The sequence below is a fragment of the Streptomyces brevispora genome (genome assembly GCF_007829885.1).
GTDB classification, from domain to species: domain Bacteria; phylum Actinomycetota; class Actinomycetes; order Streptomycetales; family Streptomycetaceae; genus Streptomyces; species Streptomyces brevispora.
This window is the reverse complement of record NZ_VIWW01000003.1, coordinates 1-15,700: the sequence shown is the minus strand read 5'-3', so window position 1 is coordinate 15,700 and position 15,700 is coordinate 1. Positions and strand designations below refer to the sequence as shown.

The following is a 15,700-nucleotide window of genomic DNA, read 5'->3' as shown; positions in this document are numbered from 1 at the left end:
TGCCCCCAGGAAGTACTCCAAGACCGCGGAGTTAGGGACGATCCGCCGCTGTCAAGCGGATCGGGGATTTCAGGGGAATCGCAGGTCACAGCAACGGGGCACCTGATAGAGCGAGGAAGCCGACCAAGGTCTTCCTGCTTGAAGGAGCCCCGTTGCCCGTTCAGTGTTCCACCGTCACGCTCACGTCGTCCATCACTGTCGCCGACGGTGTCTTTACTCCAGGACATCTCGGCGAGCTGACCCGGCACTTGCCTTTCGAACTCGTCGATGACGTGCTGGAACGCACCGGCGGCGCACAGCGGAGGCTGCGCCTGCTGCCGTCGAGAGTGGGGGTGTACTTCGTGCTGGCCCTGCTGCTCTTCCCGCAGTTGGGGTACGTGCGCGTGTGGGACAAGCTCACTTCTGGGCTTCACGAGCTTCTCTCACGGAGCCCTTCGAAGAAGGCACTGCGGGAAGTCCGCCGACGGCTGGGCGTCGCGCCGTTCCAGTCGCTGTTCGAAACGTTGGCGGGCCCCGTAGCGCAGCCGATCACGCCCGGGGTGCGCTACCGATGCTGGCGTACGGTCGCATTCGACGGCTGCAGCTCCACCAAGGCGCCAGACGGCCGCGAGTCTGCGCCTGGCTGGGCAAGCACAAGCACCGCTATGGCACGGACGGATATCCGATGCTGAAGATCATGGCACTGTGCGAGACCGGGAACCGGGCCCTGCTCGGCGCTGTCTTCGGGCCGACGCCGGAGAAGGAGACCGGCTACGCCGAGCAATTGCTGCCGCTGCTGGACGACGGCATGCTGCTGCTGAACGACCGGGGCTTCGACTCCGACGACTTCCTCGCGAAGGCCGCGGCCACCGGCGCACAGCTGCTGGTACGGCTCAAAGGAACCAGGACACCCGCCCGCTGGGCGCTGCTTCCGGACGGATCGTTCCTGACCAGGATCAACGGGACTCGGCTGAGGATCATCGACGCGCACATCGCGGTGACGACCGCCAAAGGACTGCGTCTGGATGGTCATTACCGACTGGCAACCACGCTCACCGACCACCGCCGATACCCCGCAGCCGAGTTGGTGGAGCTCTATCACGAGCGATGGGAGATCGAGTCGGCCTTCTACTCGCTCCGTCACACGTTGCAACACGGCCTGGTACTGCGCTCCCAAGACGCGGCGGGCATCCACGGATGCATGTCCGGTCAACGAACCAGCACCCCGGCAGTCACCGTGCCCGGGAGAGGAACTACTTGCACCCCTCAAGCAACGGCATTGGCCGTTGTCCACGAGACAGCCGATCGCGTCCAGCATCGCCCGGTGGCAGTACGCCTCGGGGCGCCCGCCCTGCTTGAGGAGCCAGGCCGGCACCGGCATCGCGGAGCGGACCTCGGCCCACTCCGCATCCGTCATGTCACTCGGATAGCATCGCGCCCGCCGCCCCGGAGCGATCGAACCGAACCGGTGCACGTAGCAGTCACACCCAGGGGTGACCGTGGTGGACGCAGGCATAGAGATGCTGCTCAACTGATCGGGCAACGGGCTTCCTTGGTCGTGCTGGGTGTCGTAACCGCGTCACTACCAAGGGGCCCGTTCTTTCATGCCCGCGGCCACACCCGTACCTCCGTTCAGATGGCCACCCGCGCCGCACACCTCGAACGAGATCCGGTTTGCCACAACGCACTGACTCACCCTGGCGTACGGCGAGAGGCTGCGTCGTCAGGGGCTCAACCGCGAGGCCCGGGTGCAGCTGGCCGCCGCCCGCGGCTGCTTCGAGGAGCTCGGGGCCCGTTCGTGGGAGGCCCGGGCCGCTGCGGAGCTCCGCGCCACCGGCATGACGCGGACCGGCCGGGGCAAGGCCGGTGAGGCCCTCACCCCGCAGGAGCTGGAGGTCGCCAGGCTGGCGGCGACGGGGCTGTCGAACCCGCAGATCGCGTCGCGTCTGTTCCTTTCGCCGCGGACCGTGTCGTCGCATCTCTACCATGTGTTCCCGAAGCTGGGGATCACATCGCGGGCCGAGCTCCGCGACGCACTGGAGGCGCTGCCTCCCGAGCCTTCGGCCACCCGGCTGTGAGAGCTACCGGCCGGGTCCCAGCACTGCCCCGGTACTGACGTAAGCGAGCCGTTGGCCGGATGTCAGTCAGCTGACGGAGGCTGTCGGTACGGTGGCCGATCCATTCTCGTGGAGACATCGAAACCGCCCGGTACCCGGGCGAGACCACGAGGAGCAGACCATGCCGTTCGTCACCGCCAGCGACGGAACCGAAATCTTCTACAAGGACTGGGGCTCGGGCCGGCCGGTCATGTTCCACCACGGCTGGCCGCTGAGCTCGGACGACTGGGACGCCCAGCTGCTGTTCCTCGTCCAGCGGGGCTACCGTGTCATCGCCCACGACCGCCGCGGGCACGGGCGCTCCGCCCAGGTCGGCCACGGGCACGACATGGACCACTACGCGGCGGACGCCGCCGCCGTGGTGGCGCACCTCGGCCTGCGCGACGTCGTCCACGTCGGCCACTCCACCGGTGGCGGAGAGGTCGCCCGGTACGTCGCCAGGCACGGTGCCGGGCGGGTCGCCAAGGCCGTCCTCATCGGAGCGGTCCCGCCGCTCATGGCCCAGACCGAATCGAACCCGGGAGGGCTGCCGGTCGAGGTCTTCGACGGCTTCCGCGAGGCCGTGGCCACCAACCGCTCCCAGTTCTACCTCGACCTGGCCTCCGGGCCGTTCTACGGGTTCAACCGCCCGGGCGCGGACATCTCCCAGGGCGTCATCCAGAACTGGTGGCGCCAGGGAATGACCGGCAGCGCGCAGGCGCACTACGAGGGGATCAAGGCGTTCTCGGAGACCGACTTCACCGACGACCTCCGGGCGATCGACGTGCCCACGCTCATCATGCACGGCGACGACGACCAGATCGTCCCGATCGCCAACTCCGCCGAGATTGCGGTCACGTTGGTCAAGAACGCGCGCCTGAAGGTCTACCCGGGGCTGTCGCACGGCATGTGCACCGTGAACGCCGACACCGTCAACGCCGACCTCCTCGACTTCATCGAGAGCTGACACCGGCCCGGTACCGACACACAGCCCGTCAGCACGGAACAGAACAGGAATCACCATGACCGCAACACCCGCCGGCTACGTGACCGTCGTGTGGGACGCGAAGGCGAAGGCGGGCAGGGAGGCCGACCTCAAGGCGTTCATCACCGCCGCCGTCACCCCCTCGCGCAACGACCCCGGCAACATCGACTACGAGGCCCACGAAGTCGAGGGCAGGCCCGGCGAATTCGTCATCTACGAACGCTGGGAGACCCGCGCCCACCTCGACGCCCACCTCGCCGCGCCCCGGATGCAGGAGCTCGTCCCGCAGATGCTCGAACTGATCGACGGATCCATCGAGGACGGCATCCGCCTGCTGCGCCCGTTCCGTCCCACCCACTAGCGCCGGACACCCGCCGGCATCGACGCCGGCGGGCCGCACCACCGCGAACCGATCCCGCAACGGGTGCTCCCGGTAACCGCTTTTGCGGGAGCACCCGCTCCGACGACACGCACAGGAGAGACACGACGTGACCACCACATTGATCACCGGCGGCAACAGGGGCCTCGGCCACGAGATCGCGCGCCGACTCGTCCAGGCGGGCCAGACGGTCTGGATCGGAGCCCGGGACGCCGGGAACGGACGCAAGACCGCCGACCGGCTCGGCGCCGGCTTCGTCCAGCTGGACGTGACCGACGACGCGTCGGTCGACGCGGCGGTCGAGACGCTGCGCGCACGGGCCGGCCACCTGGACATTCTCGTCAACAACGCCGGCATCCTCGGCGAAGTGACCGCACCCGAGGACATGACGGCCGACCAGATCCGCCACGTCTACGAAACCAACGTCTTCGGCCTGGTGCGCGTCACGCACGCGTTCCTGCCCCTGCTGCGGAAAGCGACCGCCCCGTCCGTCGTCAACGTCACCAGCGGCATCGGCTCGTTCACGCTGACCCACGACCCGGAGCGGGTCGAGTCGCAGTATCCGCTCGCCGCCTACGGCTCGTCGAAGAGCGCGGTCACCATGCTGACCATGCAGTACGCCAGGACGAGCCCCGACGTCCGCTTCAACGCGGTGGACCCCGGCCAGACCGCAACCGAGTTCACCGGCCACATCGGGCAGAGCGTCGAGGAGGGCGCGGAGGCGGCGGTGCGTATCGCCACCCTGGGGCCCGACACGCCCACCGGCACGGTGACCGACCGCGCCGGCACACTCCCCTGGTGAGATCGGCGTGATCAACCTGCTGATGACCATCGTCGCGATCCGGCTGATCGACCGTGCAGGGCGACGCAAGCTGCTGCTCGGCTCGCTGGCCGGCATGCTGGTGATGCTCGTCCTGCTGGGACTGTCCTTCGTCCTCGGCATGAACGCGCTGCTGTCGCTGCTGTTCATGGTGGTGTACATCGCTGCCTTCGCCGTGGGGCTGGGCCCGGTCTTCTGGGTGCTGATCGGTGAGCTCTTCCCGCCCTCCGCGCGCGCCGCCGGCTCCAGCGTGTCCACCACCGTGAACTGGGCCTCCAACTTCGTGGTCAGCCTCGTGTTCCTCCCGGTGGTGAACTCGATCGGCCAGGGCGAAACCTTCTGGATCTTCGCCGCGGTGTGCGCCCTCGGGCTGTGGTTCGTGGCCCGCTACGTCCCCGAGACCCGCGACCATGACTTCACTCAGGTCGACGCCGCACTGCAGGCCCGGTTCAACAGGCAGCCCCAGGGAACGAATCCGGGGTGATGTGGCGTCGGCGTCGCGGGCGCGTGGCACGGTGGCGACGCGCGCTGCTGCACGTCGCCTCCGGCGCATGGGGGCGGGTCACGTCAGGTATATGGCCGATCGTTCAGCAGACCGCCGCGGCGAGCACGGCCTGGTTGACAGCCAGGCATCTCGTGGACCACCGGCTGCCGTTCTTCGCACCGATCGCGGCCGTCGTCGCACTCAACGCCGCACGCGGCGAACGAGGAGTCAACGCGGTGCGACTGCTCCTCGGGGTCGTCGTGGGCATCCTCGCCGCGGACGCGGCAGTGCCCATGCTGCACCACGGCTACGGGGCGCTGACGGCAGCCACCTTCGCGGCCATGCTGGTTGCCCTCGCGCTGGGCGGCGAACGCATCGTGATCGCCCAGGCCGCTGTCAGCGCCATCCTCGCGGTGACCGTGGGAGGCGGAGCGGGGCCGCAACGCCTGACCGACGCGCTGATCGGAGCAGGCGTGGCACTGCTCTTCAGCCAGCTGGTCTTTCCGGCCGAGCCCGTGATGCTGCTGCGCCATGCGGAGGCGGCGGCTCTGACGGACCTCACCGACCTCGTGCGCCACACCGCTGAAGCACTTGAGCGCAACGATCAAACACTCAACGACTCGGTGGCCCAGCGCCTGCCCACCACCCGCGACACGCTGTCCGACCTCGCGCACGCACGCCTCCGAAGCAGCGCAATCGCACGTCACTCACCCCTTTGGTGGGGGCGCGGCTCAACCGTCCTGCGGGAGTGCCACGACGCGGGACGGCTCGACCTGCTGGGCATGAGCTGCCTGATGCTCGCGCGCATCGCCACCGCCCACCGCGTCGGCGACAGCCGGCAACTGGCCAAGCCGGCCCCGGCCGTGCGGGAACTCGCCGACATCCTGGAGACACTCGCCAGTGCGCCGGAGGATCACGACACCCGGCAAAGGGCGGCCCAGCGCGCCCTCGACCTGATACGCCGCCTCCAGGCGTCGGACACCACGAAGGACCCTCGCCCGATCGCGCTTCATATGGCCGTGCACATGACAGCCACCGACCTCATTGCCTTCGCCGGCGTCGACCCGGCCACGGCCGTGGAAGTCGCGCGACAGGCCCGGACAGCCCCAGAACAGTCACCCGACCTGCAAGTCCGCGCCCCGCCCTCGACCCCCCTGACCCGCCTTCGTCGAAGACGCCGCCGCCCCGGGCGGTGATCAGGATCGCAGGTCCACGACGACCTTGACGTCATCGTCGCCCTTGTGCAGACCATCGGAGAACCGGCTCATCGGCACCCTCCGGGTGATGACCCGGTCAAGCCAGCTCCGATCGGCCTTCGCCAGGGCATCGGCGGCCTGCTGGTAGTGACGACGGTTCGCGTTGACCGAACCGAACACCACCGTGTTCTCCAGCACCAGTTCCTTGTTCACCTCATCCAGGCCGACTTCTGCCGTACGTTGGCCGGAGGAGATACCGGTGAGGCAGATGACGGCATCGGGCGCCACGATCTTCGTCAGCGCGAAGACCAGCGGTCCGGCACCGGTGCATTCGATGACCACGTCTGGCACCACGCCGACGTCCCTGACGTCACCGGTGTGGAAAGTGGCGCCCAGGTCGGCGACCAGCTGGGCCTTCGGACCGCGGTCACTGAGATCCAGCACATGGGTTTGCAGGCCCCGCTGCACCGCCAGCAGGGCGGCGAACAGGCCGATCGGCCCGGCTCCGGTCACCAGCGCCACCCGGGGCCGCCATGAGGCCCGGCTGAAGATGCGGTCCGTCTGCTCCCATGCCTTGGCCAGCACCGAGGCAGGTTCCAGCAGGACCCCGCAGTCGCCGAGCTGCGGATCGAGCCGGACTGCGTACTCCGGTTCAATCCGCCACCGCTGGGATCCGAACCCGTCTCGCTCCTTGATCCCCCGCTCGGTGTACCGGCCGTTGCGGCAAAAGTCCCACTCACCGTGCGAGCACGGCGGGCACGGCAAAGGATCGGGACGCCGCACGATGCCCACGACCAGGTCGCCCGATGCGAAGCCGCTTCCCGCGGGGGCCTCCATCACCTCACCGAGTGACTCATGCCCGATCACCAGGCGATCCTGGCCCGGTGGCGGCGAACCGTAGCCGCCCTCCACGATGTCGACGTCGGTCCCGCAGATGCCGAGCAGCCGCCCTTCCACGAGCAGTGCCCCCTGCGCTGGGTCGGGTTCGCTGACGTCGCTGACCGCCACTTGGCCGGGATCGCCCGGAACAACGGTGATCGCCTTCATGTCATGCCCTCCTCACATTCGGGATCGATGCCCCACCGCGCCTGGTGCGTCCGCCCCGGCTCCAGGGTGATCAGCCCCTCCCGGGAGTTGAACGCGTCCGGCGCACAGGTCATCGGCTCCACACCCAGACCGGTACGCCGCCTGTCCGCTTCGGGGAGCGTGTCGCCGGTGAAGATCTCCACATAGGGATAGGCGTCACCGACCCAGAGGGTGACGGCCGGTCCCTCACCGTGAACGGGCCGGACCCGGGCCCTGCCATCGACATCGCGCCGCAGCTGCGTATACGCCACGTCGATGTGCCGGTCACCGAGCGATTGCGGTTCCCGCAGGTCATAAGGCGTGCCGTCGACCAGGCGCCGACCTGTGGGAATGCCGGCGCCGCCCACCGGTAGGTACACAGCACCGGGCACCCGACAGGCTGCGGTGTCGATCCTCGGCGTCGACACGCTCAGATAGGGGTGCGCCCCGGTGGCGTAAGGGCAAGCCGTCCCACTCCGGTTGGTCACCGTCGTACACACCGTGAGCCCATCCGCACCCAGGGTGTACTGAAGACGGCAGTCCAGCACCCAGTCCCGTCCCGGGCAGGCGTGGAGTACGTACCCGAACGCCGCTGAGTGGGCGCTGCCCTCCAGGTACCTCCACGGCGCCCACCGGGTCAGACCATGGATGGCACCCAGCTTCTCCGGTTCACTGAGGTCGAGCTGGAACTCCTTGCCAGCCCAGGTGTACTTGCCCCCGCGGATACGGTTGGGCCAGGGAATCATGGAATGGCCGCGAGCGCCCGTGCACCTCTCCTCCGGCCCGTATCCGTCGAGGATCCGGCGTTCCCCCACGAGGTACGACTGCAGGCCCGCGCCGACCTCCGCGATCACGGCGAGCTGCTCGCCATGACGAATCTCGTACTGGTTTCCGGACGGAGCTGCCACGTTCGCTCTCCGTATCGTCTGGGTGCCGTCTGGCTCACCGCTTCCGGCGATGCGCTGCCACCATCGGGCCTGGACCGGCCTTCGCCGACTTCGGTTCATCGTGCGCCGAGCACTCCCTGCTCCCTATCCTCCGCCGCATCCATGTAGCCCGCTTGCCGTGACGTTGGCCCCAGCTGGCAGCCGTGCACGGCTCCTCCAATCGGATCCCCTCGAAGCGCCCCACGCTCGTCGTCGTGGTTCCCTGCAGTAAGGAAACGTCTGCAGCTCAGCGTCCGGCGTACGCGTGGGCGAACAACAAATCGTGGGGTATTCCTCCAAGTGTTCATGGAGGAATACCGGGATCACATCGTGCGAGTGCCTACCGTGCTGCCGCTCAGACTCAGAACCTGACACCATTAACCACCTCGCGCCCAGAGGAACGGATATGACAGGACCCCTCGCTGTCCTCTTCGACATCGACGAAACTCTGGTCCACACCGGAGGTGCGGGAACACGCAGTTGGGCCTGGGCGTTCGATCAACTGCACGGCGTACCCGCAGACATCGGAAAGCACACGTCGGCGGGCGAGACCGACCCGCAGGTGGGACGAGAAACGTTCCGGGCGGTGCTGGGTCGTGACCCCAGTCACGAAGAGATGATGCGGCTCTACAGCGCCTACCTGTGGCACCTGTCCCAGGAAATCTGGTCCTCTGAGACCTATCGAGTCCTGGACGGTGCCGAGGCAACCTTGCGCCGGCTCGGACGAGCGGGTGCCATCCTGGGCGTGGTGTCCGGTGCCATGGAAGGCGCGGCGAGACTCAAAATGGAACCGGGCAAGCTGGGCCGCTACTTCGTCTTCGGCGCCTACGGATCGGACTCCCCCGACCGGGAAAAGGTGACGCGCCTGGCCGTCGCGAAGGCCGGGAGACTTCATGGCCGCGCCCTCGCTAAAATCGAGGTGTACGTCGTGGGAGACACTCCACGTGACATCGAGGCCGCGCACGCGGCGGACGCCACCGCCATTGGAGTCGCCAGCGGTCACTACACCGCGCAGCAACTTCGCGCCGCGAATGCCGACTATGTGCTGGAGTCACTGGAGGAGTCGTTCCCCGGGCTGTGACCCGCGCGATGAGGCAACACGGAGGTCACCTTCGGCGAGAACCTCGTTCGAACGGCGCGTTCTGCGGGGTGGGCGCGAGCGTGGAAAAATGTGGGGGACGGCCCAGGCTGCGCGTCCGAGGGAGTTCGACATGGGCTCGTCCGAAGCGTCCGCGATGCAGTTCGGCATCTTCACAGTCGGTGACGTAACCACTGACCCCACTACGGGGAGCACGCCCACCGAGGCGGAGCGTATCCGGGCCACTGTCGCCATCGCGCGCAAGGCCGAGGAAGCGGGCCTGGACGTCTTCGCCACAGGCGAGCACCACAGCTGTGACCAGCGAACTCGAACACCTCGGCGACCAGGCCGACGCGTCGTTCGTGGAGCTCCGTCCCTTGGGTCACCCCATTATGGACGCGATGCTGACCGGGTTCACCACAGATGCACTGGAATCCGCATTCCAATCGGTCGTACGCGCTGATGGGATCATCGCGGTCACGCCCGCCTTCAACGCCTCGTTCAGCGGACTGTTCAAGTCTTTCTTCGACGTGTTGCCGGAACAGTCCCTTTCTGACATGCCGGTGCTCATCGGAGCGACCGGCGGAACCGAGAGGCATTCCCTGGTCCTTGAGCACGCGCTGCGCCCCATGTTCTCCTATCTGCACGCGATCGTCTCCCCGCGGGCCGTCTACGCCGCAACCAGCGATTTCGGTTCCCAGGGGGCTCTGCCTTGGGAGAACGTATCGCCACCGCTGCAGCCGACTTCGTCCGTCTGCTGCGTGCGTGCGGCCCGCGGGCACGACGCGACCTGGTCGACGAAGACCTCGCCTTCATGCAGCAACTGTTGGGCGGCGCATCCGGTGGGATCCGAGCATCCGGCGGATCTGCGCTTTGCCGCTCAGGTCGTCCCGATGGAAATGGCCCGCTCAGCGGCTGCGCGCAGCACCTTGACACTCTCGGCCAGGGCCTGATGCTCTGCGGGAGTCATGGCGGGCTCGTGCATCTGCTGTACGCCGCCGGCGCCGAGAACGCTCGACAGGGACAGCGTGACCTTGTGCCGGGAAGAATAGGCGGCGACGGGCAGCACCGCGCGTTCATCACGCAGGACAGCCTCGACGAGGCGGGCGGAGACAGCGCCGATGCCGTACTGGCTCGCGCCGGTGCCCTCAATGATGGTGATGTTCGCATAGCGGATGTCGCGTTCGACCTCCCTGCGGATGTCCTCGACGGAGCGCCCGTCCTGGCCCAGCAGGTCGGCGACGGGGATGCCGCCGACGGTCGCCGAGGACCACAACAGCACCTCGGAGGTGCCGTGTTCGCCCACGACCAGGGCCTGCACGTCACGCGGCCGGACCCTCAGGCGGTCGGCCAACTGGACACGGAAGCGCAGGCTGTCGATCACGGTCCCGGTCGAGAACACCCGGGCATGTCCGGCCAGATGCCGAGTGAGGTCGGCCAGCGGGTCTGGTGGATCGGTGACGACCATCAGCACCGCCTCGGGTGCGACCGCGACCACCTGCGGAACGATGTCGGCGAAAACCTTGGCGTTGGTCTCCAGTAGTCGCAGGCGCCCCTTGGGGTCGGACCGGTCGGTGGCGCCGCCGGCCTTCTCGTTGACACCGGCAGTGATCACGACGATCGCAGTGCCGGCCAGGTCTTCGTAGCCTCCGGAACGCACGTCGACCGTGGGGGACAGCGGCGCCGCATAGCGCAGATCGCTGGCGACGCCGTCGGCGCGGGCGGTGTCGCGGTCGACCAGCACGATCTCCCGGCAACTTCCACCACGTTCGACCAGGGACAGAGCGGTTGCCGACCCGACCGCGCCGACCCCTACCACTGCGACCTTCATATCTGCTCCTTAGGAGGGCGGCCGGGCGTGGGCGCGCCAACCTCCGGGGACACGGCGAACAGGTGCGGCGAGACCTCGCCGGTCAGGAACGGGGATGCGTGGTAGAGGACAGCCCGCACCCGACCCTTGCCGCCCGGGCACGGCCACGCGGGTCAGCCGTGTCGAGCGCGCGCTTCCCGATCAAGCCTAGGGCGGGAGTTCGATACCCGCCACTGCGCTTTGATGACCTGCGTCCTGGCTGCCCGCACATAAGGCCAGGACCCAGTCCACGCGGCCCCTCGCTACCGTTCCGACGGACGCAGCTCGGTCCTGCGGTCGCCGGGGCCGGGCGGGCGAGTGCCGACCGCCCTAGGAACCGACCTACGGGAGGCACAGCTGCGTCCCCCCGTCGTGCTGGCGGGGGGACGCGGCGAGCGCACGCGACAGGGAGCGCCGGAGAACACATCACTCCAGTTCAGCGCACCCGTCCCCGCGGTTTCAGCGCCACCGGCGGCAGTGCGGGAGCAGACAGCCGGTCGCCGTCGTAGCCGTGAACCTCACCGAAGCGGGAGCCCTCCGCCCACGCCTGCCGGGCCTCCTCGATTTCCTCGTGAGACCGCCCGATGAAGTTCCACCACATCTCACACAACTTCGGCAATTTCGCAGGTCAGACGCGTCTGAGTCCTCGAGGGGTCAGCAAAAGGTCAACATCGCGCCAGGATGGTTCGCTGAAGTCTCGGTGCGGCAGCGCCCCGCCACGCCTCAGCTGGTCATACCCACGTCTAGAAGCTTGGCCGCCTTGCCAATCGAGCCGGGCATGAGGTGACGGTAGATATTGAACGTGACGTCGATACTCGTGTGCCCCATCCACTCAGCCACGTCGGTGATCGGGATGCGGTTGGACAGGCAGTTCGAGGCGAAGAAGTGACGGAACCCGTATATGACCAACCCGCCGGCGAGGTCGTCCGCGCGGACGAAGCCCACTCCGTCCAGAACGGAACCGCCGGCTGGCAGGCCCTCGGCCAACTGCGAACCGTTCCTGCGGAGTTGACGGCCGACTGACCGGGGGTCAATCCCCGACGAACCGCAGATACCGGTGCACTCGCTGCTGGACGACCTGGCACAACTCGCGGGCCTGCCCAACCCAGTCACCGCCGCAAGCGGCCGGGAGCCGGTCGAGTTCCGCCAGCAGTAGCGGCACCTGCCGGTGGTTGAAGACGGCGTCGCCATACGGGTCCAGGGCCCAGAGCATCGGAAACTCCCCCGGGTCCAGATCCGCGAATGCAGCGGTCCACTCCACACCACCCTGGGCTCGGGCCACGACGTTCCCGCGGTCGCCCCGCACCGACATATTGATCATCCGCCGAACCTATCGGCGTCCGCCCCGACCCACGAAGGAATTAACGACTATGACGTTTCCCCAGGCCCCGGCGCTGCCCGAGGAGCTCGACAAGCTCATGCACCGTATGCGCCTGCCCTACATGCGCAAAGCGGCCCCGGACGTCCTGGCCACCGCCCGAGCCCAGCGGTGGGATCCCGCCGAGGTCCTGCGGCTGCTGATAGCCGAGGAGTTCACCGGCCGCGACGCGGCCACCCGGCGTCTTCGCCGCCACTCGGCGAACTTCCCCACCGGCAAGACCCTGGGCTCCTGGCGGGCCGAGGACTCCACCATCCCTGAGCCCACCCAGAACTCCCTGACCACCCTGGAATGGATCGGCCGCGCCGAGAACTTGGTGATCGCCGGCCCGTCGGGGACGGGCAAGAGCCACTTCACCGAGGGCCTGGCCCAAGCCGCGATCGAGAAGGACATGCGGGTGTCCTGGTTCACCCTGGAGACGTTGAGCGCCGCGATCGGGAAGTCGAAGGTCGACGGGTCCACCGCACGGACCGTCGCCCGGATCTGCCGGGCCGATTTGATTGTCATTGACGACATCGGCCTGCTGCCCGTCGGCGAGGACGCCGCCGAGGCGTTCTACCGGATCATCGATGCTGCCTATGAGCGCCGTTCCATCGCGGTCACCAGCAACATTCATCCCTCGGGCTTCGACACGATCATGCCGAAGACTCTCGCGGGCGCGAGCACCGATCGCCTCATGCATCACGCTCACCTCGTGACCACCACCGGTGACTCGCACCGCCTCGCCGAGGCCCTCGCCGGGAAGGGAGTGGTCCCCTTGAACTGACCCCCACCCCGGGAACACCACCGGCCACACGCCTGAGTTTCTGATGGCCACCAGCCTGGGCCTCCAACGGCCACCTACCTGGGCATCTCAATGACCGTTGACACCAATCCAGGGCAGGGCGTCACAGTCCCGATGCAGCCCACTCGAAGGTCCCACGGCAGGTGTACGCCGTCCGGCAGGCCGGACGGTTCCCTTGACCATGTCGTCTGACGTCAGGCGACGCCCGTAACCGGCCCCCAAGAGACAGAAGAGAGCACCGATGACAAAGCCGTTGTTCCGCCGCCAACCGGAGAATCTGCACGCCGACAATAGCTACGACTACGAGCGCCTGCGGCGCTGGCTTCGCAACCGAGGCATCCGTCAGCGCATCGCCCCCGCAGGGGCATCGATCGGTTCCCCGTGCACGGTTGCCCCTGCGCCTGCGGGACGGACACCCTTCACGATCTCCAGTCTTCGGATTCTCGTGTGCCGAACCACATGACTCCGAGCGCGGCCGTCACACGTTCCGCCTTTGCGGCGAGGTCGGGGCGTTTGTCCGCCAACAAGGCCAGTTCCCCGGCGTTCCGCAGCTGGTGGTTCCACTGGACGCAGCGGCCGGCCTCCAGGAGTTCCAGAGCCTTCTCCGGATCACCGGCCTCGAGCGCGGTTGCCGCGGCGTCGGAGGTGACATGGGACCAGTTGGTCAGCTGGTGCTCCTGGTCTTCTCGTTCGAGGTGCAGACCAGCCACAGACGTCAGCAGATCGACGGCCAGAGTGTAGGCCCTCACCGCCTCGTCCCAACGACCGAGTTCGCCGCTCCGTCTGCCCCATCCGGTTGCTGCGGCCATCCGGACGTCCGGCGGCGCCGCATCGCTGAGCGCCGCTGATCTCCAGTCCTGCAAGGCAAGCACCCGGTCCTCGGGCCGCCCGCATAGATACAGCGCCGAGCCCCGGTTCACCAGAAGACGGGCGTCCGGCGGTGGACCCTCGGGAAGCAGTCCCAAAGCCTCAGTGCTGAGCCGCACGGCTTTGCGGAGCTTGGCTTCGTCGTACTCCTCCTCGGCACTCCGGGTCAGTGCGACCGCATGGTTGGACAGGACGCCGCCGCGGCGTGGGTGGTCGGCGGGGATCTCGGACAGTGCGAGGTCTCCGGCAGTCAGCGCGAACTCCAAAGCCGAAGTGTCGTCCGTGGAACGATGAAGCTCGAGATACGCGCCAACCAGATTCGCCCGGTATACCCCCTTCTTCGGGTGCCCGTCGGGGAGCAGGTCCAGGGCTTCGTGACAGAGAGTGATCTGTCGGCGAATGTCCTCGGGATCCTTACCCGTGGCGTAACGGGCTCCCATCAGGGCCGACTTGTTGAAGAGCTGAATGGCTCGATCGCTGTCCGACTCGTCCTGCAGGGCAAGCGCCCGCTCGATGACGGCCAGGCCGTCGTTCAGGTCCGGTGTGCTTCCCGTCGACGTGGCCCGCGCCGTCAGAGCTGCGGCGAAGATAGCCAGTCGACGTCCGAGAGCGCCGTCGCCTTGCGGCGTCGACGCCACCGATAGACGCCCCGCTGCGATCGCACCGTCTCGGTCCGCGACGTCACCGGATCGCTCGAAGCGAAGGTGGAGCGACCAGGCCAGGCCGGCGAGTGCCGCGGAGGACGAGATCCCGTCGGCTTCGGCCAGGGCCTTGGCCTTCTCATAGTGGTGCACCGACTCGTCGAGCAGCTCGCTCCGCCCCGTGCGTTCGTACAGCAGTTCCTGCATCCGGGCGAGTTCGAGGTGGTCGTGTGACCTCCCCAGCTCCACGGTTAGACGGCGGCGGAGTGCCACGGCACGCTGCGGATCACGCACGGAATCCCTGATGCTGCCTCGGTCGCCCAGGGCGGATGCGAGCACTTCGGCGATCGGCTGAAACTCCGTCCCCAGCTCTCCCCGGTCGGGCACCACGGCGCTCAGCACGTTGATCACCCGGTCGAGATCGTCGCGTCGCCCGCTCTGCAGATGACGCAGGTACCAGGCATGGCCCAAGTCCGTGAGAACTCTCCTGACGATGGTCACGGGCACGCCTTCGAGTTCGCTCGCCCGCGTCTGGATCTCGATCGCCTCATCCAGGTCCGCGAGGCGAGGATGCTCGAAGTGGCGGGTTACGAGGAGGCGGCCGAACTGGTTCAGGACCCGAGCGAGGTCCCCGCTGGGTAGGTCGAACCCTCCCAGCGCCTTCCGAGTTACGTCCAGGGCGCGGTCGATGTGCGGGGATGTTCCTGTCACCTCGCACTCGACAAGCGCCGCGGCACAGAGATTGGCCGCGACCGAGGGCCACTTCGGATCGTCCTCGGAGAGCTGTTCCAGAACCTGGGTGAGCCGGCGCAGCCCCTCCCCCAGAGCGCCTTCACATCCGTGGCGTTCTGCAAGACTGACGAGCAGTCCGGCGTAGTCCTGAAGCAGCAGGAGATCCGGTGGTTCGCTCTGCATCGCACGCTGCCCGAGTCTCACCAACGGCCGGAGCGGGCCCGGCGCTCCCTGGCCGTCGCGCAGCAGATGGCTGACCAGGATCGCCCGATCCAGCTCCACGCCGCCGTCACCACTCCGGCTGTGCTGCCAGCGAGCCCAGTGGATACAGGCCAACAGCGCGGCGACCCTGGCGGCCGGAGGCGAACCCGGCTCCTTCATCGGCTCGACGAGCCACTCCAGGAGCTCCTGCAGCCGATGCGACGTTTTCGGCTGGAATAA

Annotated in this window: 13 protein-coding genes and 5 pseudogenes; 11 read left to right on the top strand and 7 right to left on the bottom strand. The window is 67.8% G+C overall.

The genetic code is table 11. The annotated features are described in order from the left end of the window. Positions 1-152: 152 nt before the first annotated feature. The 7 genes and pseudogenes from FHX80_RS33095 to FHX80_RS33060 all read left to right on the top strand — a co-directional run. Positions 153-1,171, top strand: a pseudogene (locus FHX80_RS33095) (IS4 family transposase); the annotation flags it as partial. Between the two features lie 556 nt (positions 1,172-1,727). Beyond that, positions 1,728-2,057, top strand: coding sequence for a response regulator transcription factor (locus FHX80_RS33085; protein WP_326589760.1), 330 nt, complete (start codon positions 1,728-1,730; stop codon positions 2,055-2,057). 160 nt (positions 2,058-2,217) lie between these two features. Next, complete coding sequence (locus tag FHX80_RS33080) at positions 2,218-3,042, top strand: alpha/beta fold hydrolase (protein WP_145768185.1); 825 nt, start codon at positions 2,218-2,220, stop codon at positions 3,040-3,042. 55 nt (positions 3,043-3,097) lie between these two features. Continuing rightward, complete coding sequence (locus tag FHX80_RS33075) at positions 3,098-3,421, top strand: putative quinol monooxygenase (RefSeq protein ID WP_145768184.1); 324 nt, start codon at positions 3,098-3,100, stop codon at positions 3,419-3,421. 127 nt (positions 3,422-3,548) lie between these two features. Continuing rightward, complete coding sequence (locus tag FHX80_RS33070; protein ID WP_145768183.1) at positions 3,549-4,241, top strand: SDR family NAD(P)-dependent oxidoreductase; 693 nt, start codon at positions 3,549-3,551, stop codon at positions 4,239-4,241. A gap of 1 nt (position 4,242) precedes the next feature. Continuing rightward, a pseudogene (locus FHX80_RS33065) lies at positions 4,243-4,743 on the top strand (MFS transporter); the annotation flags it as partial. Positions 4,744-4,877: 134 nt separating this feature from the next. After that, on the top strand, positions 4,878-5,939 hold the full coding sequence (locus FHX80_RS33060; RefSeq protein ID WP_167523815.1) for an FUSC family protein: 1,062 nt from the start codon (positions 4,878-4,880) through the stop codon (positions 5,937-5,939). Here the strand turns inward: FHX80_RS33060 and FHX80_RS33055 are convergent, their stop codons facing one another. Together FHX80_RS33055 and FHX80_RS33050 are read right to left on the bottom strand one after the other, a co-directional pair. Next, the gene (locus FHX80_RS33055) at positions 5,940-6,986 is read right to left on the bottom strand and encodes a glucose 1-dehydrogenase (protein ID WP_145768181.1); all 1,047 of its coding nucleotides are present in this window, start codon (positions 6,984-6,986) and stop codon (positions 5,940-5,942) included. Beyond that, positions 6,983-7,912, bottom strand: a complete 930-nt coding sequence (locus FHX80_RS33050; protein WP_167523814.1) for an aldose 1-epimerase family protein — start codon at positions 7,910-7,912, stop codon at positions 6,983-6,985. The genes FHX80_RS33055 and FHX80_RS33050 overlap by 4 nt, the downstream gene beginning before the upstream one ends. A 424-nt stretch (positions 7,913-8,336) precedes the next feature. Between FHX80_RS33050 and FHX80_RS33045 the strand changes: the two genes are divergently transcribed. The 3 genes and pseudogenes from FHX80_RS33045 (at position 8,337) to FHX80_RS33035 (ending at position 9,961) form a co-directional block, all read left to right on the top strand. Beyond that, complete coding sequence (locus FHX80_RS33045) at positions 8,337-9,011, top strand: HAD family hydrolase (RefSeq protein WP_145768179.1); 675 nt, start codon at positions 8,337-8,339, stop codon at positions 9,009-9,011. A 154-nt stretch (positions 9,012-9,165) separates the two neighbouring features. After that, positions 9,166-9,321 (top strand): annotated as a pseudogene (locus FHX80_RS35305) (LLM class flavin-dependent oxidoreductase); the annotation flags it as partial. A gap of 1 nt (position 9,322) precedes the next feature. Further along, positions 9,323-9,961 (top strand): CE1759 family FMN reductase, encoded by a 639-nt coding sequence (locus FHX80_RS33035; RefSeq protein ID WP_244318756.1) that lies wholly within the window; start codon positions 9,323-9,325, stop codon positions 9,959-9,961. Here the strand turns inward: FHX80_RS33035 and FHX80_RS33030 are convergent. The 4 genes and pseudogenes from FHX80_RS33030 to FHX80_RS33015 form a co-directional block, all read right to left on the bottom strand. Further along, positions 9,889-10,839 (bottom strand): lactate/malate family dehydrogenase, encoded by a 951-nt coding sequence (locus tag FHX80_RS33030; protein ID WP_145768178.1) that lies wholly within the window; start codon positions 10,837-10,839, stop codon positions 9,889-9,891. The two genes, FHX80_RS33035 and FHX80_RS33030, sit on opposite strands and share 73 nt — an antisense overlap. A gap of 454 nt (positions 10,840-11,293) precedes the next feature. Continuing rightward, positions 11,294-11,458, bottom strand: a pseudogene (locus FHX80_RS33025) (pirin family protein); the annotation flags it as partial. A gap of 122 nt (positions 11,459-11,580) precedes the next feature. Further along, positions 11,581-11,769: pseudogene (locus FHX80_RS36230) on the bottom strand (tyrosine-type recombinase/integrase); the annotation flags it as partial. 118 nt (positions 11,770-11,887) lie between these two features. Beyond that, the gene (locus tag FHX80_RS33015) at positions 11,888-12,178 is read right to left on the bottom strand and encodes a hypothetical protein (protein ID WP_145768176.1); all 291 of its coding nucleotides are present in this window, start codon (positions 12,176-12,178) and stop codon (positions 11,888-11,890) included. Between the two features lie 49 nt (positions 12,179-12,227). Between FHX80_RS33015 and istB the strand changes: the two genes are divergently transcribed. Beyond that, positions 12,228-13,001: an IS21-like element helper ATPase IstB gene (gene istB / locus FHX80_RS33010; protein ID WP_145768175.1), complete on the top strand. Its 774-nt coding sequence runs from the start codon at positions 12,228-12,230 to the stop codon at positions 12,999-13,001. Between the two features lie 437 nt (positions 13,002-13,438). Here the strand turns inward: istB and FHX80_RS35015 are convergent. After that, positions 13,439-15,700: hypothetical protein (locus tag FHX80_RS35015; protein WP_167523813.1), on the bottom strand; the 2,262-nt coding region annotated here is incomplete at its 5' end.